The organism is Enterobacter sp. E1, assembly GCF_016809815.1.
Classification (GTDB): Bacteria; Pseudomonadota; Gammaproteobacteria; order Enterobacterales; family Enterobacteriaceae; genus Enterobacter; species Enterobacter adelaidei.
Window position 1 is genome coordinate 1211072 of record NZ_JAFBJM010000001.1, and the last position, 26081, is coordinate 1237152.

Below are 26081 nucleotides of genomic sequence, written 5' to 3' on the forward strand. Positions count from 1 at the left end.
TCGCTCATAACGATTCGTTTTTAGATAAAAAGCGGGAAAGGATAGTTGATTTTGTGCGGTGTTGCTTTTTCCCTCTCCCTGTGGGAGAGGGTCAGGGTGAGGGCATCAGCGCTGCGCGTTCAGCTCAGCAATATCTTTCGGCGTGGTCCGACAGCATCCACCGATTAATTTGGCCCCTGCGTCCAGCCACTGCGGCAAATACCCTGCCAGCGTCTCGCACGCTTCACCGTGGTGGTGCCAGGTTTTGGTTACCGCGTCATAATGCTCGCCCGAGTTCGGGTAAACCACCAACGGCAGCGAGGTCAGACTCTGCAGGTGTTTCAGCGCCGCGGTGGTGTTTTCCAGGGCGATGCAGTTGATGCCCAACGCGACAATCTGCGGATAATACCCCAACTCCGCAATCACTTCCCGCAGCGGCGTACCGTCGCTCAGGTGTTCGCTGTCCCGCAGGGTAAAGGAGAACCACGCCCGGGCGCGGGGATACTCGGCCAGGAGTGCCGCCAGCGCTTTGATTTCCCCAAAAGACGGCAGCGTTTCGCAGGCCAACAGATCCGCTCCCGCATCCAGTAGCGCTTCTACGCGTGGACGGTGGAAGGTGGTGAACTCTTCTTCGCTGCGTACATAGTCGCCACGATACTCAGAGCCGTCCGCCAGATACGCACCATACGGCCCAACGGAACCGGCCACCAGCAGCGTACCCGCATGTGGGTTTTCAGCCAGATACGCTTCACGCGCCTTACGCGCCAGTTCCACGCTTTTGCCAATTAACGCCCGAGATTGCGCCTCGTCCAGACCTCGCGCTGCAAAGCCCGCAGGCGTGGCCTGATAGCTGGCGGTGATCGCCACCTGCGCGCCTGCCCGGTAGTAGTCGAGGTGAACTTCACGGATAAGATCCGGGTTTTCGACCAGCACTTTGGCAGACCAGAGGCTGTCTGCAAGATTACAACCACGAGCTTCCAACTCCGTTGCCATCGCGCCATCCAGCACCACAAATGGCTGTTTTTCGAGGATGGCGGTAAGCGGATTATTCTGCGACATGTTCAGGCTCCTGCGATGTCATATTTCGGGTCAGGTAGTAGGCACCATAACACAGGGCAACAAACGGAAGCCCGCAATAAAGGGCAATGCGCTGGCTTGGGTCAAACCACAGCCCAACACAGGCCACCACACAGAGGATAAATCCGAGCACGGGAACTAGCGGGTACCATGGCGCGCGGTACTGCAAAGCCGAGAGAGGCTGGCCGGACTGTAAATGACGACGACGGAAAACAAAGTGCGACGCACAGATGCTGATCCACACCGCCACCACCGCAAAGCCAGAAATCGCCGACAACGCCACAAACACCGTGTCCGGTGCCACCACGCTTGAGAACAGCGCCAGCACGCCGCCAAGCATAGAAACGGATAGCGCCGTCAGCGGTACGCCGTTCTTATTAACGCGAGCAAAACAGCGCGGCAGCGTTTTCTCGTTCGAAAGCGACCACAGCATGCGGCCCGAAGCATACAGCCCGGAGTTGGCCGCCGAGAGGATCGCCGTCAAAATCACAAAGTTAAAGATATCTGCCGCATAAGGAATGCCGACCTTCTCAAACACCAGCACGAACGGACTCTTTTCCACTCCCGCCTGCTGCATCGGGATCAGCGCCGCCAGTACAAATACGGTACCGATAAAGAAGATAATCAGGCGCGCAATAGTGGTACGGATAGCGACCGGAATCACCTTGTGCGGATTTTCCGTCTCTCCGGCTGCAATACCGATAAGCTCTGTGCCGGAGAAAGCAAAGTTCACCGCCACCATGGTCATCAGGATCGGCAGGCCACCGTGCGGGAACCAGCCTTCAGCCGTAATATTGGTTAATCCTGGCGCAGGCGAACCGTCCTGCATCGGGATAAAACCAAAGATTGCCGCACCGCCAAGAATAATAAAGGCGATGATGGTGATCACTTTGACCAGCGAGAACCAGAACTCGCCCTCGGCGAAAAAGCGCGTGGAGATGACGTTCAGGCCAAAAATCACCGCGCAGAACACGACACACCAGGCCCAGACGGGCACCTGCGGGAACCAGTACTGCATGCAGAACCCAGCGGCAGTAAAGCTCGACCCGAGCGCTACCGTCCAGGTCAGCCAGTAGAGCCATGCCACGGTATAACCCGTCGCCGGACCCAGATAGCGTGCGGCGTAGACGTGAAACGCGCCGGTTTCCGGCATCGCCACGGAGAGCTCGCCCAGACACTGCATCACCAGCCAGACCACCAGCGCGCCTATCAGGTACGCCAGCAGAGTGCCTGCTGCACCGGTCGTGGAAATGATGTAGCCAGTATTGAAGAATAACCCTGTCCCAATCACGCCACCCAGCGAGAGCATTATCAGGTGGCGTGTTTTCATGGTGCGCTTAAGCTGCCCATTTTCTTGTTGTGTTTGCATATTACCTTCTATACGTATGGACATCTAAACATCCAAAGAAGGTGTGTTATACCGCGATTGTTAATAAAAAGCTAGATGACCAGACGCAAACGGGCGCGCCGCGCGCTGAGTCTGGGGTGGGTGGTGAGGATCACATAAAGAATCGGACGCCAGGCCATAAGCACCTCCGCAAGCAGATACTTACAGCATGGTGCGGGAAGAGGCGATCTTCGGTCAGTCGAAAGTGGTATCCGTGAAGAGCGGATTCATACCGTAACACTGCCCGCCACCCGGCGTAATGTTGGTAATTCTCACAATCAGTTCTATAGTCGACACAGTTTCTTAGTAACCAGGACTGACTGATGCGCTTTAACGGACTGACCAAAGGTTTCTTTATTTTTATTCTTGCCCTTGTCACCTGGGCCTTCTTCGACGTGCTGTCACCCTACTTCTCCGCGATACTGTGGGCCGCGATCCTGACGGTCATTTTTAACCCGGTAAAAAACAGATTGCGCGCCGCGCTAGGGGATCGCAATGGGTTGGCCTCGCTGCTGACCATCGGCATCATCTGCCTGATTGTGTTCATCCCGTTGATGGTGATCCTCTCCTCACTCGCCATTGAGCTGAACGTGGTTTACACCAAGCTACAGGAGAACAACACGCAATTCCCGGAAGTAGTGGCAAGCATCTTCAACCACCTGCCAGACTGGGCCAGCGGTTTCCTGGCGGATCACAACCTGAACAACGCGGCACAGATTCAGAAAAAACTCTCGGATGTCGCCCTGCAGGGTGGACAGTATCTGGCCGGCAGCGCGTTTCTGATTGGCAAAGGAACATTTGGTTTTGCGATTAGTTTCGGCATCATGCTTTATCTGCTGTTCTTCCTGCTGAAAGACGGCCCGTATCTGGTGCGCCAGATCCTCGACTCCCTCCCTCTGTCGGATTTCGCCAAGCAGCACCTGTTCGCCAAATTCGTCGGCGTGTCGCGTGCCACGGTAAAAGGAACAGCGGCGGTGGCGGTGGTTCAGGGCATCCTCGGCGGGATTGCGTTTGCTATCGCGGGTATTGACGGCAGCGTGCTCTGGGGCGCGCTGATGGCGTTCCTCTCGCTGGTGCCCGCCATCGGCTCGGCGATTGTCTGGGTGCCAGCCGCCATCTTCCTGTTCGCCACGCATCAGATCTGGCAGGGGCTGTTTATTGTAGGCTTCTTCGTGATCATCGTTGGGCTGGTGGACAATATCTTGCGCCCGCTGCTGGTAGGAAAAGACACCAAAATGCCGGACTATCTGATTTTGATCTCCACTCTTGGCGGCATGGAGCTGTACGGCATTAATGGCTTTGTGATTGGCCCGCTGATCGCCGCGCTGTTTATTGCCTGCTGGAACCTCTTCTCCGGGCGCGATCACGAAGGTAACGCCGAAGAACTGGACGCCGATTTCATCGAAGAAGGAAAAAACCCTCCAGATTTGTGATGATGTGACGATAAAGACCACACCAGGCGGCGCTGTGCCGCCTTTTTTTTTCGCCTTAAATCAGACGTTTTCTATAATTTGAAAAAACGCCCTCCTATTCATGTCGTAAAAGGATCACCAGGTGCGAATCGCGACAATAACCAACTGGGCCTATGGTGCCACGGTCTGCCTGACCATCGCCTCAGGCATCATCATGCTGATGGCGTCCAATGCCGACACCGCAGAACGTCATGCTGTAGAACAACGCCAGCGTTTTGATGAGCTTACCGAAGATGTGGAGACTGACGCCTGGGCGCAGTCCGATTTGGCACGCCTGTACGTCATTAAAAAAGATCCGCAAACCTTCAGGGAATACCAACAGTCAGAGGGCTATCTGAAGAACATTGAATTCCGGCTGGAAAAATTGCGGGACAATGGTGCATCAGATGATGAGCTGTCTCTGCTGCGTGAAGGGATAAAAATGATTGATGAGCTGCAGGATGAACAGCAAACCGCGCTTTCCAGCCTGGAACGAGGAGAAGACGCTCAGGCCGTGGCCCTGCTCTATGGCACCCCGTATGAGCAGGAGCTGGAGCGCGCGCAGAACCAAATCGATCATTTTCGTCAGATCCTCGACAAACGCGTCATCGCCTCCGTTCAAGATGCGACAAAAAAATCGAAAGCGCTGCGTACGGCCTCTGAGATGATGGTTGGTCTGACCGCCCTGCTGTTCTTGTTTGTTCTCGGCTTTATCTTGAAACGCCGCGTCCTGCGCCCCGTGGTGCGTCTGAGTGATGTGGTACACCGCCTGGCCTCGCAGGATTACGCGGTTGAAACGCCGAACTTCAACCAGATTGATGAGATCGGTGATATGGCACAAGCCATCCGCATCTTCCGTGAAAACGGCCTGGCGCGACAACGTCTGGAAAAAGAGCGCGATGCCGACTGGGCCATCCGCGAACTGCTGGCGCGCATGACCCAGCGACTACAAGGGTGCGAGAACTTTAACGATGTGATTAACGTGGCGGAGCTGTTTGCACCGAATATCGCACCGGGGATAGCGGGCCAACTCTACGTGCTTGACCGCGATCCGTGGCAGATGCGCTGTGTCGCACAATGGCTTTCACCGATCGGGGAAAAGACGACGTTCCATCCGGATGAGTGCTGGGCCGTGCGTCGCGGGCAGAGCCACCCGCCGGTAAATGGTGAGCCAGATATCGCCTGTTACCACCTGCCGGAGTCACAGTCGAATAGTTCACTGTGCGTGCCGCTTATCGCCCAGGGCGAGGCGATTGGTTTGCTCTCCTTCCAGAATATCACTGCGGATAATGCCCCTTCCCGCGCGTATCTGGAACTGATGGCCGAAGCACTCGGTCTGGCGCTCGCCAACCAGCGACTACGCGACGCATTGCTGGAAAAAGCCCTGTTTGACCCGCTTACCGGTTTGCGTAATCGTCATCATCTGGAAGATACCCTGCAAACCCAAATGACGCAGGCGATGCGTAACGGTGAACCGTTAAGCTGCATGATGATCGACATCGATCACTTCAAGAGCATCAATGACCGCTTCGGCCATGAAGCGGGCGATCAGGTGATCAAAAGCGTGGCGTCGATTGTTCAGCGGGCGGCACATGACAACGGACTGGCGTTCCGCTATGGGGGTGAGGAGTTTCTGGTTCTGCTCTCCGGTGCTGGTGAAGAAGAGGCTCACACCTGCGCACAGAAGATTTACAACGGCGTGCATGAGCTGTCGCTTCGCTACGGGCTTACAGAAATTGGGCCGGTGGATGTCTCGATTGGTATTGCCAGCTATCCCCAGCATGCCCAGAGTGACAACCTGCTGCGCGCCGCGGATGTGGCCCTATACCGGGCGAAAGAGTTGGGTCGGTCACGGATTGTGAGTTTTGGGATGCTGGAGGCGGGCTGATTAAACAGGTTTTCCGGTATGAATTTTTCCCGCCAGCAACAACGTGGCTTACACGTTCTCGCCCAGCAGGATAAACGTACGGCTTCGCCACCCATTATGTTGTGTTTTTCTACGTTACCGGGCCGGGTAAAATCAGTAGTGTGAGAAAATATCAATCAATTAAAGCGATCATTTTTTAAACGCGGGAGAGTTTATTCAAGTAACATTGGTTTATCTCAACAACTTAACCGTTTTTTATGTAGAAAACACCCTGTCACCCCACAAACACAACTCATTGATTTCACTTGATTTACACGCAAAAAATGTATAAAAACAGTAGCGTCTCAACAAAATATATAAACTAGTATGATAACTAAATTATAATTCTTATACTTCTGGTAAAAAAGTGGAGGCCAAAATGCGATTAATCCTACTGCTGTTATGCTGTCTGGCACCGAGTTTGACCTGGGCTGGCGAACTGCCAAAACCAGTCGGTAAACCCATTTTAACGATTTACGGTAATATAGAAAATACCAATGATAATGGGAAAGCAGTGTTTGATCTCGCCAGCCTTGAAAAACTGGGTATGGTGAGTTTTGAGACAACATCCCCCTGGTATAATGGCCGCACTAAGTTTGAGGGTGTTCCAATGAGCAAACTCATGGATTATGTGGGGGCGAAGGGGTCAAACGTTAATGTTATTGCGCTCAATGATTACTCTACCATCATCCCGCTCAGTGACTTCAAAAAATACAACGCCATACTTGCCTTAAAGGTCAATGGCGAATATATGCGCATCCGCGATAAAGGCCCATCATTCATTGTATACCCCTATGACAGTCTTCCTGAGTTGAATAATCAGATTTATTACTCACGATCAGCATGGCAGGTTAGCAAAATGAAGATTGAGTAGTCGTTCAGGAGAACATAATGAACAGGATACTGGTTGGTATCATTTTTTCTCTTTTTATCACGACAGGATATATTGCATACCTTGTTTATGATCGACAGCAAGAGTTGCAAAAACTGACTCAATACACTGAGTCCTGGTCGGTGGCCCAACTGGTATCTGAGTATTACCGTTTTGAATCATGGCTTGGTCTATACGCAACCGATACCGATGACGTTACGATAGACCAGGTTCGCATGCGCCTTGAAATTATGCTGAGTCAGGGCGATTTAATGAAAGGGGGAGATTTAGGTCACTATATTGACAGCGATAAAACGCACCAGGAGCTCGCTTCACGCGTGGAGCAAATACTGAACTATCTGGATGGTCATCTTGAGAAAATGAGCCATTCTGAGTTACAGGCATACCTGAAAAATATGCATATGCTCGATGCGCCCCTAAGCCAGCTTTCTGCAACGGCACTAACGAAAGACATTAACACGGTTAATGAATCCAACAAGAAAATACAGATACTTTATTATATTTACTCTGCTCTTTCATTGCTCCTGGTGATATTAAGCTTTATCCTGGGATTTTTAATGATCTATCAGAACAAAAATATTCTCAAAGCACATATGCAGGTTAAAAGCCTTGCTGAAGAGCTCCAGTTATCAAAAGAAACACTGCAAATTCAGAATGCGAAGCTGGAATATGATGTCTATCATGACTCCCTCACCGGGATGAAAAACCGACTTTACTTCTGGGACGATCTCAACAAAATTAATCTTCAGGCAGATAAAAACCATATCCCTGTAACGGTAATGTTATTTGATTTAGACCGGTTCAAAGAGGTCAACGATACCTATGGCCATGATACCGGCGATTTACTGTTACGTCAGGTATCCCGCCGTCTGACTTCAATGAGTTGCGATTCAGAGACATTTTACCGCCTGGGCGGAGATGAATTTGCACTTCTGTCCAGCGGTTTAACCGAAACAGCGGCACTCTCACGAGCCAAAGAAATAAGCGATGAGATTAGTCAGCCCTATACTATTAACAACCAACTGATAAAAATTGCCACTTGTGTGGGTATCGTTTTATCAGACAATGAACGACGCTCTGATTATCTCTATAAATTTGCCGATCTGGCGCTCTATGAAGCCAAAAAAGAAGGTTCACAGCAGATAAAAGTCTTCCGTCAGTGGATGATGCAAAGATTGCAGGAAAGCAGAACCCTTGAGCATGACATGGCACTAGCACTCGATAACCATGAGTTCGTTGTATATTACCAACCTATTGTCGATTCATTCAGCAATCAAATTTACGGATATGAAGCGCTTATTCGCTGGATACACCCGGTGAAGGGGATACTGTCACCTGATTACTTTATTTCTGTCGCTGAAAAAACCGGGATGATCAATCAGATCGGGAAAATTGTGCTTGAGCTTGCCTGCCGGGAAGCTGTGTTATGGGCGATTCCGGCAAGGATCTCCGTAAACGTCTCACCTATTCAATTGGGTAATAAATCATTTACGACGATGGTGCAATCCATCCTTAAAGAGACAGGACTACCGGCTAACCGACTCGAGTTGGAGGTGACGGAATCTTCTCTTTTCAGTGACAGCAACATGCCAATCACTATCCTCAAAAAGCTCAGATCTCTGGGTGTAAAAATTTCCATCGATGATTTCGGAACGGGATATTCGTCGCTCTCAAGACTGAGTGAATTGAATTTTGATAAAATTAAAATAGACAAATCCTTTGTGAATCCTATTTCCACACAGGATGATGCGCTTAATATCGTCAAATTGATAACCGGTATGGCGAAGAGCCTCAATATGAGTGTCATCGCAGAAGGTGTTGAAACCGAAGCGCAGCTTGAACGTCTTCAGGCACTTGGCTGCGATCTCGTGCAGGGATACCTGTTCGGAAAACCTCAATCTCAAGTCGACCTAAAAATCAAAAACGGCTAAATCACATTTAGCATTTTCTCCTGCTTTACACAGCACTTTTTCATTATCCGTTAACGCTTTAGTAACGGAAAAAAAGACGCCTCGTCAGGGAACGGTGGCGTCCAGAATGAAAAAACCAGGCATCAATTCCATCAAGATATATGTGTCGAAAACGGTACGAAACCGTTTACGTACACATTATCTCACAGCAGGAGAGTGCCATCAGCTACTAAAATGGGTAATACCGATGCGGAGTCAGTCCATCACCTCTGCTCAGGTGGCCAAATTCAGTGTGGCCTGGTTTGATGAACGTCGTATTGATTGATGGGTTGAGGAATAAACGGGTATTGCTGAAAGTGCTGCTGGGAAGATGGAAACCCTTTCAGAGTGGTTGTGGCAGGTTTTTCAGAAACGTAGCAACGGCGATTTTGCTGGTGGTTCAGGTGGAAGCGACATCCACCTCTAAATTTAACAATCTAAAAAATACATTTGTCTGGTTAACTGAATGAAATCACATTATTCAACTATGAGGTTGGGATAATGCGATAAATTCACGTAACTGGAGAAATAACATGGAGTTTTTCAGGAAAACGGCACTGGCAGCACTGGTAATGGGTTTCAGCGGTGCAGCGCTCGCCTTACCGAACGTTACCATTTTAGCGACCGGCGGGACGATTGCCGGTGGCGGTGACTCCGCAACCAAATCTAACTATACGGCGGGCAAAGTTGGCGTAGAGAGTCTGGTCAAAGCCGTTCCTCAACTTAAGGATATCGCTAACGTTAAGGGTGAGCAGGTCGTCAATATCGGTTCGCAGGATATGAACGACGACGTCTGGTTAACGCTGGCGAAAAAGATCAATAACGAGTGTGACAGCACCGACGGCTTCGTAATTACCCACGGTACAGACACCATGGAAGAGACCGCTTATTTCCTCGATCTAACCGTGAAGTGCAACAAGCCAGTGGTGCTGGTTGGCGCAATGCGTCCGTCTACCGGGATGAGCGCAGACGGTCCGTTCAACCTCTATAACGCGGTGGTGACCGCGGCGGATAAAGCCTCTGCCAGCCGTGGCGTGCTGGTGGTGATGAATGACACCGTGCTTGACGGGCGCGACGTGACCAAAACCAACACCACCGATGTGGCGACCTTCAAATCCGTAAACTACGGACCGCTGGGGTACATTCATAACGGTAAAATCGACTACCAGCGAACGCCTGCGCGTAAGCATACCACCTCCACGCCGTTCGACGTTTCTAAGCTGAATGAGCTGCCGAAGGTCGGTATCGTCTATAACTACGCGAATGCTTCAGATCTGCCGGCAAAAGCGCTGGTGGATGCCGGTTATGATGGGATTGTGAGCGCGGGTGTGGGTAACGGCAACCTGTACAAAACAGTCTTCGATACGCTGGCAACCGCAGCGCATAAAGGGACTGTTGTGGTGCGTTCTTCCCGCGTACCGACGGGTTCAACCACGCAGGATGCTGAAATCGATGATGCGAAATACGGTTTCGTTGCCTCTGGTTCCCTGAACCCACAGAAGGCACGCGTACTGCTGCAACTGGCGCTGACGCAGACTAAAGATCCGAAACAGATCCAGACAATGTTTAATCAGTTTTAATCGCTGAAGGCGGCTGCGCTTACCACTTTGACTTTCAGGTCTGATAAGCGCAGCGCTATCAGGCAGTTTGCCGGATGGCTTTATCCGGCAAATGCACTTAGGAACTTATTCGGTGAGAAACAGTTCATGTAAGTATCCCTGCAAAACGTACCATTCACTTTTAGAGATCTTCCGACATACTGATTATGTCCCCGGAGGAGATTGCCATGCGTAAAGCCCGATTCACCGAACACCAGATCATTGCCGTTCTGAAGTCCGTCGAAGCCGGACGTACCGTTAAGGATGTCTGCCGTGAAGCCGGTATTTCTGAAGCCAGCTATTCTTAACTAAAGTTAAGCGTCGCTTACATTAATAACTTTGTTACATTTGATCATTTACTGCCCTTCCTGCTAAATAGGTACACTTTTCTCATGGTTTATATAACAACATGAGGAAAAAAGAAAATGGCTATACCAGCTTATCTGTGGCTTAAAGATGACGGCGGCGCAGACATTAAGGGGTCTGTAGATGTCCAAGATCGCGACGGCAGCATTGAGATCACCGGGTTTTCTCATAATCTAAGTATTCCAACTGACGGAATGACAGGAAAGATCACTGGAACCCGCAAACACTCAGCCGTGCTTGTCCAAAAAGAATTTGATAGCTCCTCCCCTTACCTCTATAAAGCCGTTGCCACTGGTCAAACGCTCAAATCTGCGGAGTTCAAATGGTACAAAATCAACGATGCAGGTCAGGAAGCGGAATACTTCAATATCCAGCTTGAGGGTGTGAAAGTTGTCGGCGTTTCACCTGTGATGCATGACACCAAAGATCCCGCCAAAGAGAAGCATAACCACCTTGAGTGTGTAGAACTTCGTTATGAAAAAATCACCTGGAAATACTGCGATGGCAACGTACAGTTTACCGATGCATGGAATGAGAGAGCGCAAGCGTGAGGTATCCAACATTAGCGGCATCACCTCATCCGCCGTTTGATGTGTCCTCTTTCACCCCACCTGGTGTGAATATCGTCAATAACATGATGATGGCTCGCTTTCACCGTGGCCCGTCAGCCCTTACATATGCTTGGTTCTATCAGCAGGTAAGAGGGCATGGCCCGTGGGATTACAAACAGCGCGGGAGACAGTTCGAGAGTTTTGGAAACTTCCATTACGGTGCTGTTGGTCACGCTGCGGGGATTCCTGACGAAGTATTACTTAGGGGCGCAGGATGGGCACAAAGTCGCGCAGGAACAACCGATCCAGCTTTTGGCGATTGGTATGGCTCAGCGCCTTACGGTGATGATCCTAACGACCAGTATTGGATAAGAGCGGGTATCGACTATGCAAAACGCACGGGTTTTTAAGAAGCGGTATCTACTTCTGATCCTGTTGGCTATTGTCGCCTTTGGGGTTTACAAGGTACTGCACTTCTCGCCACTTGAGCAAAAGGTTATCAAGAAGGTGAAAATAAGTAACCTAGCTAACCTCTACATCACGGAAGCGAGTGCAGGAGCCACCACAGGCTTTTCCTACCGTTTCTATCTGTGCGATGCAACCAAAGACGATAAAGCGTTTATGGCGGGTCTGAAGAATGATAACGAGCCTTTCATGATCACCACGGACAAAGACGCATTGAAGAAGGTCGAAAATAATGCGATCTATTTATCGGTAAAAGGGACTATCTACAGCTTTCAGAGTCCTGCGACCTACCTAGTTCGAGGTTCCGTCTACTCCGCTCCTGTTTACATGACTTCATCGCCATACTGAGAGTATAGCCAGTGTGATAACTGGCTATAACGCAAAACGATAGCTATGGCTTTAGCAATAGTGTCATTGTTGTTTGCAGTTAAAACTGTTGACCACCATTGACCTAATTCACTTACACCAGCACTTACATGTTTTTTTTAAGCAAGAAAGAGATTTGGGATTTTTCAGGTAACTACTTGATTTTTATGGTGCCGATAATAGGAGTCGAACCTACGACCTTCGCATTACGAATGCGCTGCTCTACCAACTGAGCTATATCGGCCCTGAGAGGCCGGTTACGAGAGTAACCACGGGGCAAAAGGTTAGATCTATCCGGGTGATGCGTCAATGCCCTTTTGAATCAAACGGCTATTTTTGCATCACCCGTGATTATTTACGCACGAATCGTATCGTCACCAAAGCCGATCCACTTGTAAGTGGTCAGTGCTTCAAGGCCCATCGGGCCGCGCGCGTGCAATTTCTGCGTGCTGACAGCCACTTCGGCGCCCAGCCCGAACTGACCGCCATCGGTGAAGCGCGTCGAGGCATTAACATATACCGCAGAGGAATCCACTTCGTTCACGAAGCGATCGGCATTGCGCAGGGTGCGTGTCAGGATCGCGTCAGAGTGCTGCGTACCGTGTTCACGAATGTGCGCAATCGCGTCGTCGAGATCGGCAACAATCTTCACATTCAGATCCAGAGACAGGAATTCATCGTCATACTGCTCAGCTTTTACTGGAACCGCAGTCGCCGGGCCATCTTTCAACAGCGCCAGAGCGCCGGCATCAGCGTGCAGCGTCACGCCGCTTTGCGCCATCTGTTTGCTCAGTGCTGGCAGGAAAGAATCTGCAATGCCCTGATGCACCAGCAGCGTTTCCACGGTGTTACAGGTGCTTGGACGCTGGGTTTTCGCATTGACGATAATCTTCAGCGCCGGCTCAATCTCAGCACTGTCGTCAACGACGATATGGCACACGCCAATACCACCGGTAATTACTGGAATGGTCGACTGCTCGCGGCAGAGCTTGTGCAAACCCGCCCCCCCACGTGGGATCAGCATGTCGATGTATTTATCCATGCGCAGCATTTCGTTCACCAGCGCGCGGTCCGGGCTCTCGATAGCCTGGACGGCACCCGCCGGTAAACCACACTCTTCCAGCGCCTGCTGAATGACTTTTACCGTCGCGGCGTTGGTGCGCCAGGTCTCTTTCCCACCGCGCAGAATGGCGGCGTTGCCGGTCTTCAAACACAGGGATGCGACATCAACGGTGACGTTTGGGCGAGCTTCATAAATCACGCCGATTACGCCAAGCGGCACACGGCGACGCTCAAGACGTAAACCGCTGTCGAGAAGGCCACCGTCAATCACCTGCCCAACCGGGTCGGCGAGATTGCAAACCTGACGGACATCATCAGCGATACCTTTCAGACGCGCCGGCGTCAGCGCCAGGCGGTCAAGCATGGCCTCGCTCAGACCGTTTACACGTGCCTCAGCCAGATCCTGTTCATTAGCTCGCAAAATCTCAGCGGATTGCGATTCCAGATAATCAGCGATTTTTTCCAGCACGCGATTTTTCTCGCGGCTGGAAAGGAGCGCCAGTTTGTAAGAGGCGGCTTTCGCAGCTGCGCCCATTTGTTCCAGCATGTTCTTGCTCCTTAACGAATAATCATGTCATCACGATGCACGGCAACCGGGCCATACTCATAGCCGAGGATGGCGTCGATCTGCTGCGAGTGGTGACCCGCAATGCGGCGTAAGGCATCGCTGTTATAGCGGCTTACGCCGTGGGCAATGTCGCGACCTTCGAGGTTACGGATGCGGATCACTTCACCACGGGAGAAGTTGCCTGTCACGCTTTTAATTCCTTTAGGAAGTAATGAACTCCCTCGTTCCAGAATCGCGGCAGTCGCCCCTTCATCAACGACGAGTTCGCCAGCAGGAGGCGCACCAAATATCCAGCGTTTACGGTTTTCCAGCGGGGATTCCTGCGCGTGGAAACGGGTGCCGACGGAGAGGCCTTCCATCACATCGCCAATGACGCCAGGACGGCTGCCCGCCGCAATAATGGTGTCGATACCGGCGCGGCACGCTACATCAGCGGCCTGCAGCTTGGTACCCATGCCGCCGGTTCCCAGGCCAGACACGCTGTCGCCCGCGATGGCTCGAAGCGCATCGTCAATGCCGTGTACATCGGTAATCAGTTCGGCTTCAGGGTTAGAGCGCGGGTCGGCAGTAAACAGACCCTGCTGATCGGTCAGGAGCAGTAATTTATCGGCACCGGCCAGAATCGCGGCCAGCGCTGAGAGGTTGTCGTTGTCACCCACTTTGATTTCAGCGGTGGCAACGGCATCGTTTTCGTTAATGACGGGAACAATATTATTGTCCAGCAACGCACGCAGGGTATCGCGGGCGTTCAGGAAACGCTCTCTATCTTCCATATCCGCACGCGTCAGCAGCATCTGCCCGACGTGGATACCATAAATAGAGAACAACTGTTCCCAGAGTTGAATCAGTCGGCTTTGTCCCACGGCGGCCAGCAGCTGTTTGGAGGCGATCGTCGCGGGGAGTTCGGGGTAGCCAAGGTGTTCACGCCCGGCGGCAATCGCCCCGGAGGTTACAATCACAATACGATGCCCTGCGGCATGTAACTGAGCGCACTGACGTACAAGCTCAACAATGTGGGCGCGATTTAGGCGGCGCGATCCGCCTGTTAAAACACTGGTACCGAGTTTTACCACCAGCGTCTGGCTGTCACTCATGATTCTCTGCCGTTCAACGATAAGGGAAAGTAATGTCAAACGAACGTTTTAACAGGAGTCAGCCCCGTTGCCAACTGCCATAGCACATCACGAAACACTTTATTGCTCGGGATCAGGAAGCGTAGCGGCAAAGTTTGACAATTTTATTACTGAAATAATAAATCACAGTTTTTTAAAATTATTCTTAGTTTGTCATAAAAGTTTCACTCCAGAACGATAAAACCCTTCCTGTTTTTTCACGGGACTTAAGCATGAGCTTATCGTCCAGCGAATTTTTTAGCGCGTTTATAAGACAGGATCGAAAATGAAAAAGAGCACTCTGGCATTAGTGGTTATGGGCGTCGTGGCTTCTGCATCGGTTCACGCAGCTGAAGTTTATAATAAAGATGGTAATAAACTGGACGTGTACGGCAAAGTTAAAGCCATGCACTACATCAGTGATGATGCCACCAAAGATGGTGACCAGACTTACGTGCGTTTCGGTTTTAAAGGCGAAACGCAGATCAACGATCAGCTGACAGGCTATGGCCGCTGGGAATCTGAATTTGCGGGTAACAAAGCAGAAAGTGATTCCTCACAGAAAACACGTCTGGCCTTCGCCGGTCTGAAACTGAAAAACTTCGGTTCCCTGGATTATGGTCGTAACCTGGGTGCACTGTACGACGTCGAAGCATGGACCGATATGTTCCCTGAGTTCGGCGGTGACTCTTCCGCGCAGACCGACAACTTCATGACCAAGCGTGCCACCGGCCTTGCCACGTACCGTAACACCGACTTCTTCGGTGCGATTGACGGTCTGGATATGACGCTGCAATACCAGGGTAAAAACGAAAACCGTGACGCCAAGAAGCAGAACGGTGACGGCTTTGGTACTTCTCTGACGTATGACTTCGGTGGCAGCGATTTCGCCATCAGCGGCGCCTACACCAACTCTGACCGTACCAATGCTCAGAACCTGCTGACTCGCGGCCAGGGCGACAAAGCAGAAGCGTGGGCAACCGGTCTGAAATATGATGCTAACGATATTTATCTGGCAGCAATGTATTCAGAAACTCGCAATATGACGCCAATTTCTGGTGGTTTTGCGAATAAAGCTCAGAACTTTGAAGTTGTCGCACAATATCAGTTCGACTTTGGTCTGCGTCCGTCCCTGGGTTATGTCCAGTCTAAGGGCAAAGATATCGAGGGTATTGGTGACGAAGATCTGGTGAAATACATTGATGTTGGCGCAACCTATTACTTCAACAAAAATATGTCTGCGTTTGTTGATTATAAAATCAACCAGATTGATGACAATAATAAACTGGGTGTGAGCAGCGATGACATCGTTGCCCTGGGGATGACTTACCAGTTCTGATTATGAGAAATAAAAAAACCGGCTTAATGCCGGTTTTTTTTGGTCGGGATTAATGCGGTATGATGCCCTCATCCACAAGGAGAGGGAGAAAGCCATCAGGCAGTCAGCTTCACCGCTTCGCTGGAGAAGTCATCCGCTGGCTCGAACTTGAGATCCAAAGTAGCCAGCAGCGCGCTTGCCTTGTCCTGGAACTCTTTCAGGGTATATTCCAGGCGGTCAATGACTTCCTGATCTTTAATGGAGGTGGCCTGCCATTTGCCGTCTTTATTAAACAGGCCAAACTGGTAGCTATATGTAAAGCGTTTTTCCTCTGCTTCCATTTCCATCCACCAGCCCCAGAATTCACGTTTTTCGGGTGCAGGCTTCACGTTGACGCATACAGCCAGACAGTCGAAAAAAAAGCGATTCTCTTCACACTGCTCTTCTCGAATATACGGGCCAAGAGCCATAAATTTCTTAATCAGTCTACTTTTCGGGTGTCCACTCGGTAACGTCATTGCGATCTCCTTTTGTGAAGCCACTGTTTTACCAAACCAGCAAAATTTAGCAATCTATTAACACAATCTCTGAGCGATCCAGCGCGTGATCTCTTTCAAGGCTTTGTCAAAATTCTGATAAACCGGGCTGAACGGCACCTCAAGCAATTTACCATCCGCAGATGACGAAGTGATTAAGCGGGACTCTTCTTCCGGACTAAACGGATCGTTTTTCCAGAAACCTGATAGCATCGGTGTTGGACACCGACGTCCCAGCAGACCTTGCGTTTTTAACGAGTAACGATTGAGTTCAACGCGTAGCGCTTCGTCTGATGCATCATGCATGCCAAGACGGCTGGCCAGCACATCCAGATACATTTCGGGTACGCTGCCCTGACGTTCGGGATCGCTTAGCAACGCGTGAACGACCGGGCCAAGACAGGCGACGGCTTTCAGGCGGGATGATTCAATGTAAGCCAGACGCACCGCGACGTTCGCCCCGAAACGGAAACCAAATGCGGCAACACGGGTGTGATCTACCCAGGGAATATTCTCCAGCGCTTTTAGCGCATGCTGGTGCAGTAAACTGGAATCCTGAGTCAGTTTCCACTTGGATGAGAAGCCAATTGACGGCATATCAAGCGTTAGCATCGCGATCCCTTTTGGTGCGAAGTAACGCTCATAAAGGCTGTAATAGTCGATCTGTAGTGAATCCAGCCCGCCACACATAAGGACGGTCGGGAACGGACCTTCCCCTTCAGGCATATGCAGGAATCCGGTAACGGACGCCCCGCCAGGAATGGTAAACTCCAGTTCGCGCATCCGCCCCGGCAAGCGTTGAGCAGCCTCTTCATAGGCACGATTCGCCAGCGCCTGAGCCTGCTCAGCCAGTTCATCCCCTTTTAAATGCGGATACGCGGCAATGCCATAGAGGTTTGCAGCATGCAGCCAGTGCTTGCCGCTGATCGTGGCGTCCTCTTCCTGGCTGGCTTTTTGCTGCCAGAGCATCGCCTGTTTAGACCACTCGTAGATCCAGTTACCACCGCGGTATCCCACGACGGTATCGTAGAGTTCACTGTCGGTGCGCTCGGCGTCACTCATGACGATCCGAGCCTGCACGTCGAGAATTTCACGGGGGTCTATACCCCGCCAGATCCACATCAGGCGGTTAATCATGCGATACCAGTGGGGCACGTTTTTACCGTCTAATGCAGACTGGATGGCAGGCATGGTCCCCGGATTAAAGCGGCGCACCAGCGTCGACGTTTCGGGGTGTTTGAAACGGGGTTTGAAGAGAGTCTCGGTGAGATTCGCCTGCGTCATTACGTTGCCTCCATGAATCGTCATATAGAGACTATTGTAACGCGCGCCAGACTAAAAAAAACAACGCCCGGTATCACCGGGCGTTAAAATAATGACGGTTCGGAATTAACGACCAGAGATAGGTGGTACAAAGACCACGCCCATATCCCACGGCTGTTCAATCCAGGTGTCCTGGGGAATATCAATCACATAATCGTCAACCAGAGGGCGGCCTGCAGGCTTGGCGAAAATAGTGACGAAGTGGGCTTTTGGATACATTTCGCGAATGGCCACAGCGGTACCACCGGTATCCACCAGGTCATCAATAACGATGAAACCTTCACCGTCACCTTCCGCGCGTTTCAGCACTTTCAGCTCACGCTGGTTGTCATGGTCATAGCTGGAGATGCAGACGGTATCGACATGACGAATACCCAGCTCACGAGCCAGCAGCGCCCCCGGTACCAGACCGCCGCGGCTAACGGCAATAATGCCTTTCCACTGTTCGGAAGGCATCAGACGCGCAGCCAGTTTGCGGGCGTGAATCTGCAACATGTCCCAGGTGACGACGTATTTTTCGCTCATGTGAAGTGTCCCAGCCTGTTTTTATACGGCTTAAAAAGTGTTCGAGGGGGAAATAGGTTGCGCGAGATTATAGAGATCTGACGCACTAAAAACCAGTGTTTAGCGCCCTGAGCCCGAGTTTTTACATGCTTTATGCTACCAGCCAGCGGAGAAAGTGGTATTCTCGGTTTCATCTCGCAAGTCTGACTTGTGGTAACTATTAACCTGCTAACCCTGTGACCTGCAACCCTGTTTGCAGTGCATCGACAAGGAGACTTATCGTGTCTGAACTGTCTCAATTATCTCCGCAGCCACTGTGGGATATTTTTGCCAAAATCTGTTCCATTCCACACCCTTCCTACCATGAAGAACAGCTTGCCGAACACATTATGGGTTGGGCGAAGGAAAAAGGCCTGCATGCTGAACGTGACCAGGTTGGTAACATTCTGATCCGCAAACCAGCAACTGCTGGCATGGAGAACCGCAAACCGGTTGTACTGCAGGCGCACCTGGACATGGTGCCACAGAAGAACAACGACACCGTTCACGACTTCACCAAAGACCCGATTCAACCGTACATCGACGGCGACTGGGTGAAAGCACGCGGCACCACGCTGGGCGCGGATAACGGCATTGGTATGGCCTCTGCACTGGCCGTGCTGGCGGACGACAGCGTTGAACATGGTCCGCTGGAAGTGCTGCTGACCATGACCGAAGAAGCGGGTATGGACGGTGCATTCGGTCTGCAGGCTAACTGGCTGCAGGCAGATATTCTGATCAACACCGACTCAGAAGAAGAAGGCGAGATCTACATGGGCTGCGCGGGCGGGATTGATTTCATCTCTACCCTGCCGCTGTCACGCGAAGCGATTCCTGCTGGCTTCCAGACCTTCAAGCTGACGCTGAAAGGGCTGAAAGGCGGTCACTCCGGCGGTGATATTCACTTAGGTCTCGGCAACGCCAACAAACTGCTGGCACGCTTCCTGGCTGGCCATGCGGCTGAGCTGGATCTGCGTCTGGTAGACTTCAACGGCGGTACCCTGCGTAACGCGATCCCACGTGAAGCATTCACCACCGTGGCCGTACCAGCGGTGAAAGCGGACGAGTTGAAAAAACTCTCCAGCGTGTATCTGGATATCCTGAAAAACGAACTGTCGGCGAAAGAGAAAAATCTGACCGTGGTGCTGGAACCCGTCTCCACGGATAAAGCCGCGCTGACCGCGCAGTCCCGCGACACCTTCGTTCAGTTGCTGAACGCGACGCCAAACGGCGTGATCCGCAACTCTGACGTGGCCAAAGGCGTGGTTGAAACCTCTCTGAACGTGGGCGTGGTGACCATGAGTGACGACAGCGCAGAGATCATCTGCCTGATCCGTTCACTTATCGACACAGGCAAAGAGTACGTGGTGAGCATGCTGGAATCTCTGGGCACGCTGGCCGGTGCGAAAACATCGGCTAAAGGCAGTTACCCTGGCTGGCAGCCGGATGCAAGTTCTCCGGTGATGGCACTGGTCCGTGAAACCTACCAGCGTTTGTTCAACAGCACGCCGAACATTCAGGTGATCCACGCGGGTCTGGAATGTGGTCTGTTCAAGAAACCGTATCCGAATATGGACATGGTCTCTATCGGGCCAACCATTACCGGGCCACACTCTCCGGATGAGCAGGTTCATATCGAAAGCGTGGGTCATTACTGGACGCTGCTGACTGAGCTGCTGAAAGCGATTCCTGTTAAGTAACCCCCTCCCCCAGCCCTCACCAAAAGGGAGAGGGTGAAAAACGTAGGCCCGGTAAGTACTTCCGGGCTTTTTTACAATCCCAAAACCAGCTGCCGCTCTAACTGCGGGTCCAGCAGCGTGACGTGCAATCCCACCAGCCTCACCCCTCGCCCTCCTCTTCGTTCTTCCCATGCCTTTTTCGCCGTCGCAATGAGATCCTCTTTATTCAGACGCGGCCAGACGTGTTCCTGCGTGGTCTGCTGGAAATCGTTGAATTTTAATTTGATACCCTGACGGGCAATGAGCAGATCCGGTTTCACCTTGAGCAAGCGTCGCTCCAGCTCAGGATAGAGCTGTTCCGTAATGATGGTTTCGCATTCAGACCAGTCATGAATGTCTTCAATCAGCGTTCGCTCAACCCCAACGGATTTCCGTAACCGTTCACTGTTCACATCGCGATCGTCAATCCCCTGGCTGCGCTCCCACAGCACGCGCCCAAATTTTCCAAAACGCTTAAGCAGCATAGCCAGATCGCTTCGCTGCACATCTTCACAGGTCCGTAATCCCATACTTTCCAGCTTTGCAGCAGATACTTTTCCCACACCAGGGATTTTGCCAAGTGGCAGCGTTTTTAAGAACGCAGGCACCTCTTCCGGCGTGATGACGTACTGACCGTTGGGCTTATTTAAATCGGAGGCGATCTTGGCCAGAAATTTCACCGGAGCGACTCCTGCCGACGCGGTCAGATTTAATTCTTTGAAGATGGTCTGGCGGATTTCCTGTGCCATCAGGGTTGCTGAGCCGTGGCAGTGTACGCTTTCGGTCACATCAAGATAGGCTTCGTCCAGCGACAGCGGTTCTATCCGAGAGGTGTAGCGGGAGAAGATTTCCCGAATATGAATTGAGGCCTCTTTGTAAGCGTCAAAGCGACCGGGTAAAAGAGTGAGATGAGGGCAAAGCTTCAGGGCCATTGCGGTAGGCATGGCGCTGCGCACGCCAAATTTACGCGCAGGGTAGTTGGCGGTGCTGATAACACCACGCTGAACGCGGCTGCCGCCAATGGCGATGGGAATATCCCGCAGCGCCGGGTTGTCACGCATCTCCACTGCGGCAAAAAAGCAGTCCATATCAACATGGATTATTTTGCGCATAGTAAGCCCTCACTCATTACTGGATAAGTATACAGTAAATAAATGAGGGTTGAGAAGTGTGCGTGAGAATTGTCGGGTGGCGGTTTCGCCTTACCCAACCTACCAGATTAAATGATGCGCTGCTGCTCGCGCGCCATGCGTTTTTTACGGGCATCGCACGGTTCCGGGCAATCGCACACCTTCTTCATCCCAATGGAAGAGATGCCGCCGCAGCTGCCCTGAAGGCTTTTCCGCTTAACGATCCAGCCTAACGACATGCCGAAGATGACAAGCACAAAAACCGCAAAGGTTGCCAGAAACGTCAGCATCATCAGCCTCCAAAGTCATCAAGCATGATGTTCTCATCTTCCACGCCAAGATCTTTCAGCATCTTAATGACTGCGGCGTTCATTACTGGCGGGCCACACATATAAAACTCGCAGTCTTCCGGCGCAGGATGCTGTTTGAGGTAGTTTTCATACAGCACGTTGTGGATGAACCCCGTATAGCCCGTCCAGTTATCTTCCGGCTGCGGATCGGAAAGCGCCACGTGGAAGGTAAAGTTCGGGTTTTCACGCGCCAGCTGTTCGAACTCATCGTCGTAGAACATCTCACGCAGCGAACGGGCCCCGTACCAGAAGCTGATTTTACGCTGGCTACCCAGTCGTTTGAGCTGATCAAAGATGTGCGAGCGCATCGGGGCCATGCCGGCACCGCCGCCGATAAACACCATTTCCGCGTCGGTATCTTTGGCAAAGAACTCACCGAACGGACCGGAGATCGTCACTTTGTCACCAGGCTTGAGAGACCAGATGTACGAAGACATGACACCCGGCGGTGCATCCGGCACATTCGGTGGCGGCGTGGCGATACGCACATTGAGCATGATGATGCCCTTCTCTTCCGGGTAGTTAGCCATCGAGTAGGCGCGTAGCGTTGGCTCTTTTACCTCCGATACAAAGCGGAAGAGATTGAATTTGTCCCAGTCGGCGCGGTACTCATCCGGCACGTCGAAGTCAGCATACGCCACAGCGTGTTTCGGGCACTCAATCTGAATGTATCCTCCGGCGCGGAACGGAACATCTTCCCCTTCCGGCACCCGCAGCTTCAACTCTTTGATAAACGTGGCTTTGTTATCATTAGAGATAACTTCACATTCCCATTTTTTAACGCCAAAGATCTCTTCCGGCAGCTCTATTTTCATGTTCTGACGTACGGCGACCTGGCAGGCCAGACGACAGCCCTCTTTTGCCTCACGCTTTGTGATATGCGCCAGTTCGGTTGGCAGGATATCTCCTCCACCCTCTTTCACCGTAACGCGGCACTGTCCACAGGAACCACCGCCGCCACAGGCCGAAGAGACAAAGATCCCGTTGCCGGAGAGCGTATTCAACAGTTTATCTCCGGCGGGCGTACGGATCTGGTTCTGCGGCTCGTCGTTAATATCAATCACCACGTCGCCGGCATTCACCAGCTTCGCACGTGCCACCAGAATAAGCCCTGACAACACCAGTACAATCAGCGTGAACATCGCCACGCCAAGCATAATTTCCATCAGTTAGCCCTTATAGCTGCACACCGGAGAAGGACATAAAGCCCAGCGCCATCAGCCCGGTGGTGATAAAGGTGATCCCTAAGCCACGCAGGCCTGCAGGCACGTTGGCATATTTCATTTTTTCGCGGATCCCCGCCATGGTGACAATCGCCAGCATCCAGCCAATGCCAGAACCGAAACCGTACACCACGGATTCACTGAAGTTGTAATCACGCTGAACCATAAACGAGACGCCGCCGAAGATGGCGCAGTTCACCGCGATCAACGGCAGGAAGATCCCCAGCGCGTTGTATAGCGACGGGAAATACTTATCGAGGATCATCTCAAGGATTTGCACCAGCGCCGCAATCACACCGATAAAGGTGATGAAGTTCAGGAAGCTGAGATCAACGCCTTCCACCAGCGCGCCGTCCCGCAGTACAAAGTTGTATACCAGGTTGTTGATCGGCACCGATAAGCCGAGCACCACGGTAACCGCTACGCCCAGGCCAAATGCCGTCGAGACCTTCTTGGACACGGCAAGGAACGTACACATGCCGAGGAAGAACGCGAGCGCCATGTTTTCAACAAACACCGCACGCACAAATAAACTCAGGTAATGAGCCATCGTCGGTTACTCCTTTTCCTGCTGTTCTGGTCTCAAAGTACGAATAAGCCAGATCAGCAAACCGATAATGAAAAATGCGCTGGGGGCCAGCAGGAACAGTCCATTCGGCAGATACCAGCCACCGTTCTGCACCGTGTCCAGCACCGTGATGCCAAACAGCTTACCGCTGCCAATCAGCTCTCGCAGGAACCCCACAGTCAGCAGGATCACACCGTAGCCAAGGCCGTTGCCGATGCCGTCCATAAAGCTCGCCAGCGGCGGCATTTTCATGGCGTAGGCTTCCGCACGCCCCATCACGATACAGTTGGTGATAATCAGACCAACAAACACCGACAGCTGTTTGGAGGTTTCATAGGCGAAGGCGCGCAATAGCTGATCGACCACGATCACAAGCGAGGCGATGATCGCCATCTGCACAATGATCCTCACGCTGTTGGGAATGTGGTGACGGAGCATGGAGATAAACATGCTGGAAAACGCGGTAACCAGCGTGACTGCCAACGTCATCACTACCGCTGTTTCCAGCTTGGTCGTCACCGCCAGAGCTGAACAGACACCCAGTACCTGCAGCGTGATTGGGTTATTGGCGAGCAACGGGCCAATGAGCACCTTTTTGACTTCTTTCAGTTCACCGGTATCAGCCATTGTTCAGCGCTCCTTCACGTACGTTTTTCAGGAAAGGACCAAAGCCCAGCTCGCCCATCCAGAAATCAAAACTGTGCTGCACGCCTTTTGAGGTGAGCGTGGCACCGGAAAGCCCGTCGACGGCGTAGTCGTCACCGGGACGAGCAGCCCCTTTCATTACCTTCAGCGCAGGCAGACCGTTATCGTCGAGCACTTTCTTGCCGACAAACTGTGCCCGCCAGTTAGGGTTCTCCACTTCACCGCCGAGCCCCGGCGTTTCGCCCTGGTCATAGTACGTAATGCCTTTCACAGTGCGACCATCCGTATCAAGCGCCACAAAGGCGTACATCATCGACCACAGGCCGTTGCCGTAGATGGGCACTACCACTTCCTGCACCCGTTTTTGTTCATCGCGCACGAGATAGATTTCGGCAAGATTACTGCGACGCTTGATGCCAGCCGGATCCTGTGAGGCGTCCAGCGTCAGGCTCATCTGCGGGTCTTTTAATGCCAGCGACTGGTTGTATTTCGCCGGATCTTTATCCAGCAGTTGCCCGGTTTTTAAATCCACCAGACGCGCGGTAATGCGCTCAGCAAAGACTGCAGAGACGTCGTCGGCATTCATACCTTCCTGCATCAGCCCGGCAACAGCCAGGATATTGCGCTGTTTATCCAGCGCGCGCTGCTCCTGCTGTCGCGGCTTTAACCCCACGGCAGAACCGGCCACCACAATGGAACAGACAAGGCAGAGCACCAGCACCACCAGCAGCGTTTTGCTGATGCTGTCGTTATTTTTAACTTCAGCCACGCGCCTTCCTCCGCTGAATATTGGCACGCACCACCAGATAATCGAAAAGTGGCGCAAACAGGTTGGCAAACAGAATGGCCAACATCATCCCTTCCGGATACGCCGGGTTGACCACACGAATCAGGACACACATCGCACCAATGAGCACGCCATAGCTCCATTTACCTTTATCAGTAAACGAGGCAGAGACGGGATCGGTCGCCATAAACATCATGCCGAATGCGAAGCCCCCCAACACCAGATGCCAGTACCACGGCATGGAGAACATCGGATTGGTAGTCGAACCGATCACATTGAACATCGTGGCGGTCAGCACCATGCCGATCATCACACCGGCAACAATCCGCCAGGAGGCCACGCGACCGAAAAGAATGATCGCACCACCCAGCAAAATCATCAGCGTAGAGACTTCCCCAATGGAGCCCGGTATGTTGCCAATAAAGGCATCAAACCAGGTAACAGGCTGGCCTGTCGCGTTGTTAACCAGCGTTTCGCCCCCGTGTGCCGCCCACTGAGAAAGAGGTGTCGCACCGGAGAAACCATCCGCCGCTGTCCATACCAGATCGCCTGATATTTGTGCAGGATAGGCAAAGAACAGGAACGCACGTCCCGCCAGCGCTGGGTTGAGGAAGTTACGCCCGGTCCCGCCGAAGATCTCTTTCGCAATCACCACACCAAAGCTAATCCCCAGCGCAGCCTGCCAGAGCGGTAATGTTGGCGGAACAATCAGGGCAAAAAGAATGGAAGTAACGAAGAAGCCTTCGTTGATCTCATGTTTACGGATGATGGCAAACAGCACTTCCCAGAAGCCACCCACGATAAATACCGTGATGTAGATCGGCAGGAAGAACACCGCCCCCAGCGTCATCATGCTGACCCAGCCCGCGTCTGACGCAAAGCTCACGCCCAATGACTGCGCCAGACGGTAGTGCCAGTCAGACTGGAGCACCTGCGCCAGCTGCTGAGCATCGTACAGATGATGCAGTGCAGGAATGGTCTGCAGCCCCACGTTGTACATGCCCCAGAACATGGCCGGGAAGACCGCAAACCACACCAGAATCATCATTCGCTTCAGATCGATGGCATCGCGAACGTGTGCCGCGCCTTTCGTCACCAGGCCTGGCGTGTAAAAAATGGTGGTCGTCGCTTCATACAGCGGGTAATACTTTTTGAGCTTCCCTTCGGTAAAGTGCGGCTCAATTTTTTCAAAGAGGTGTTTTAAGCCCATC

Annotated in this window: 24 protein-coding genes, 1 tRNA gene and 1 pseudogene; 11 read left to right on the forward strand and 15 right to left on the reverse strand. The window is 52.1% G+C overall.

Annotation, left to right across the window (positions count from 1 at the left end):
* Nucleotides 1-105: 105 nt before the first annotated feature.
* Both mmuM and mmuP read right to left on the reverse strand, forming a co-directional pair.
* Nucleotides 106-1038 (reverse strand): homocysteine S-methyltransferase, encoded by a 933-nt coding sequence (gene mmuM / locus JGF26_RS05980; RefSeq protein WP_134707181.1) that lies wholly within the window; start codon nucleotides 1036-1038, stop codon nucleotides 106-108.
* Nucleotides 1025-2425 (reverse strand): S-methylmethionine permease, encoded by a 1401-nt coding sequence (gene mmuP, locus JGF26_RS05985; RefSeq protein WP_128348695.1) that lies wholly within the window; start codon nucleotides 2423-2425, stop codon nucleotides 1025-1027. Before mmuP ends, mmuM begins: the two co-directional genes overlap by 14 nt.
* A gap of 341 nt (nucleotides 2426-2766) precedes the next feature.
* Between mmuP and JGF26_RS05990 the strand changes: the two genes are divergently transcribed.
* The 9 genes and pseudogenes from JGF26_RS05990 to JGF26_RS06030 all read left to right on the forward strand — a co-directional run bounded on the left by JGF26_RS05990 (nucleotide 2767) and on the right by JGF26_RS06030 (nucleotide 11969).
* Nucleotides 2767-3876, forward strand: coding sequence for an AI-2E family transporter (locus tag JGF26_RS05990; RefSeq protein WP_028017702.1), 1110 nt, complete (start codon nucleotides 2767-2769; stop codon nucleotides 3874-3876).
* Between the two features lie 121 nt (nucleotides 3877-3997).
* Complete coding sequence (locus JGF26_RS05995) at nucleotides 3998-5782, forward strand: diguanylate cyclase (protein ID WP_134707180.1); 1785 nt, start codon at nucleotides 3998-4000, stop codon at nucleotides 5780-5782.
* 397 nt (nucleotides 5783-6179) lie between these two features.
* Entirely contained in the window at nucleotides 6180-6674 is a 495-nt protein-coding gene (locus JGF26_RS06000; RefSeq protein WP_134707179.1) for a molybdopterin-dependent oxidoreductase, read from the forward strand.
* A gap of 17 nt (nucleotides 6675-6691) precedes the next feature.
* On the forward strand, nucleotides 6692-8623 hold the full coding sequence (locus JGF26_RS06005; protein ID WP_134707178.1) for a GGDEF domain-containing phosphodiesterase: 1932 nt from the start codon (nucleotides 6692-6694) through the stop codon (nucleotides 8621-8623).
* 551 nt (nucleotides 8624-9174) lie between these two features.
* A complete protein-coding gene (gene ansB / locus JGF26_RS06010; RefSeq protein ID WP_108090734.1) occupies nucleotides 9175-10221 on the forward strand; it encodes an L-asparaginase 2 in 1047 nt (348 codons plus the stop codon).
* A gap of 206 nt (nucleotides 10222-10427) precedes the next feature.
* A pseudogene (locus tag JGF26_RS06015) lies at nucleotides 10428-10541 on the forward strand (transposase); the annotation flags it as partial.
* Nucleotides 10542-10664: 123 nt separating this feature from the next.
* Entirely contained in the window at nucleotides 10665-11156 is a 492-nt protein-coding gene (locus JGF26_RS06020) for an Hcp family type VI secretion system effector (RefSeq protein ID WP_128348689.1), read from the forward strand.
* Nucleotides 11157-11245: 89 nt separating this feature from the next.
* A complete protein-coding gene (locus JGF26_RS06025; RefSeq protein ID WP_238934147.1) occupies nucleotides 11246-11566 on the forward strand; it encodes a polymorphic toxin type 44 domain-containing protein in 321 nt (106 codons plus the stop codon).
* Nucleotides 11544-11969: a hypothetical protein gene (locus JGF26_RS06030; protein ID WP_128348688.1), complete on the forward strand. Its 426-nt coding sequence runs from the start codon at nucleotides 11544-11546 to the stop codon at nucleotides 11967-11969. Before JGF26_RS06025 ends, JGF26_RS06030 begins: the two co-directional genes overlap by 23 nt.
* Before the next feature lie 186 nt (nucleotides 11970-12155).
* Here JGF26_RS06030 and JGF26_RS06035 read toward each other — a convergent pair.
* The 3 genes from JGF26_RS06035 to proB all read right to left on the reverse strand — a co-directional run bounded on the left by JGF26_RS06035 (nucleotide 12156) and on the right by proB (nucleotide 14711).
* Nucleotides 12156-12231: transfer RNA gene (locus tag JGF26_RS06035), tRNA-Thr, on the reverse strand.
* A 111-nt stretch (nucleotides 12232-12342) separates the two neighbouring features.
* Nucleotides 12343-13596 carry a glutamate-5-semialdehyde dehydrogenase gene (proA, locus tag JGF26_RS06040; protein WP_134707177.1) on the reverse strand — a complete coding sequence of 418 codons (1254 nt, stop codon included), beginning with the start codon at nucleotides 13594-13596 and terminating at the stop codon, nucleotides 12343-12345.
* Nucleotides 13597-13607: 11 nt separating this feature from the next.
* Entirely contained in the window at nucleotides 13608-14711 is a 1104-nt protein-coding gene (proB, locus tag JGF26_RS06045) for a glutamate 5-kinase (protein ID WP_028017715.1), read from the reverse strand.
* A 304-nt stretch (nucleotides 14712-15015) separates the two neighbouring features.
* Between proB and phoE the strand changes: the two genes are divergently transcribed.
* Nucleotides 15016-16068, forward strand: coding sequence for a phosphoporin PhoE (gene phoE / locus JGF26_RS06050; protein ID WP_134707176.1), 1053 nt, complete (start codon nucleotides 15016-15018; stop codon nucleotides 16066-16068).
* Nucleotides 16069-16163: 95 nt separating this feature from the next.
* Here phoE and crl read toward each other — a convergent pair whose 3' ends face one another.
* The 3 genes from crl to gpt all read right to left on the reverse strand — a co-directional run bounded on the left by crl (nucleotide 16164) and on the right by gpt (nucleotide 18431).
* Entirely contained in the window at nucleotides 16164-16565 is a 402-nt protein-coding gene (gene crl, locus JGF26_RS06055; RefSeq protein WP_114977848.1) for a sigma factor-binding protein Crl, read from the reverse strand.
* A gap of 57 nt (nucleotides 16566-16622) precedes the next feature.
* Nucleotides 16623-17867, reverse strand: a complete 1245-nt coding sequence (gene frsA, locus JGF26_RS06060) for an esterase FrsA (RefSeq protein ID WP_134707175.1) — start codon at nucleotides 17865-17867, stop codon at nucleotides 16623-16625.
* Between the two features lie 105 nt (nucleotides 17868-17972).
* On the reverse strand, nucleotides 17973-18431 hold the full coding sequence (gpt, locus tag JGF26_RS06065; protein WP_003863205.1) for a xanthine phosphoribosyltransferase: 459 nt from the start codon (nucleotides 18429-18431) through the stop codon (nucleotides 17973-17975).
* A gap of 260 nt (nucleotides 18432-18691) precedes the next feature.
* On the opposite strand from gpt, the gene pepD reads away from it, so the two are divergent.
* A complete protein-coding gene (gene pepD, locus JGF26_RS06070) occupies nucleotides 18692-20149 on the forward strand; it encodes a cytosol nonspecific dipeptidase (protein ID WP_108090738.1) in 1458 nt (485 codons plus the stop codon).
* A 71-nt stretch (nucleotides 20150-20220) separates the two neighbouring features.
* On the opposite strand, the gene dinB is transcribed toward pepD, so the two are convergent.
* From dinB to JGF26_RS06105, 7 genes are all read right to left on the reverse strand, one after another.
* The gene (gene dinB / locus JGF26_RS06075) at nucleotides 20221-21279 is read right to left on the reverse strand and encodes a DNA polymerase IV (RefSeq protein ID WP_134707174.1); all 1059 of its coding nucleotides are present in this window, start codon (nucleotides 21277-21279) and stop codon (nucleotides 20221-20223) included.
* 107 nt (nucleotides 21280-21386) lie between these two features.
* Nucleotides 21387-21590, reverse strand: coding sequence for a (Na+)-NQR maturation NqrM (gene nqrM / locus JGF26_RS06080; protein WP_028017721.1), 204 nt, complete (start codon nucleotides 21588-21590; stop codon nucleotides 21387-21389).
* The gene (gene nqrF, locus JGF26_RS06085; protein ID WP_108090740.1) at nucleotides 21590-22813 is read right to left on the reverse strand and encodes an NADH:ubiquinone reductase (Na(+)-transporting) subunit F; all 1224 of its coding nucleotides are present in this window, start codon (nucleotides 22811-22813) and stop codon (nucleotides 21590-21592) included. Before nqrF ends, nqrM begins: the two co-directional genes overlap by 1 nt.
* A gap of 10 nt (nucleotides 22814-22823) precedes the next feature.
* Entirely contained in the window at nucleotides 22824-23420 is a 597-nt protein-coding gene (gene nqrE, locus JGF26_RS06090) for an NADH:ubiquinone reductase (Na(+)-transporting) subunit E (protein WP_023334613.1), read from the reverse strand.
* A 6-nt stretch (nucleotides 23421-23426) separates the two neighbouring features.
* Nucleotides 23427-24065: an NADH:ubiquinone reductase (Na(+)-transporting) subunit D gene (locus JGF26_RS06095; RefSeq protein ID WP_128348684.1), complete on the reverse strand. Its 639-nt coding sequence runs from the start codon at nucleotides 24063-24065 to the stop codon at nucleotides 23427-23429.
* Nucleotides 24058-24852 carry a Na(+)-translocating NADH-quinone reductase subunit C gene (locus tag JGF26_RS06100; RefSeq protein ID WP_028017723.1) on the reverse strand — a complete coding sequence of 265 codons (795 nt, stop codon included), beginning with the start codon at nucleotides 24850-24852 and terminating at the stop codon, nucleotides 24058-24060. The genes JGF26_RS06095 and JGF26_RS06100 overlap by 8 nt, the downstream gene beginning before the upstream one ends.
* Entirely contained in the window at nucleotides 24845-26080 is a 1236-nt protein-coding gene (locus JGF26_RS06105; protein WP_128348683.1) for an NADH:ubiquinone reductase (Na(+)-transporting) subunit B, read from the reverse strand. The genes JGF26_RS06100 and JGF26_RS06105 overlap by 8 nt, the downstream gene beginning before the upstream one ends.
* Between the last annotated feature and the right edge of the window lies 1 nt (nucleotide 26081).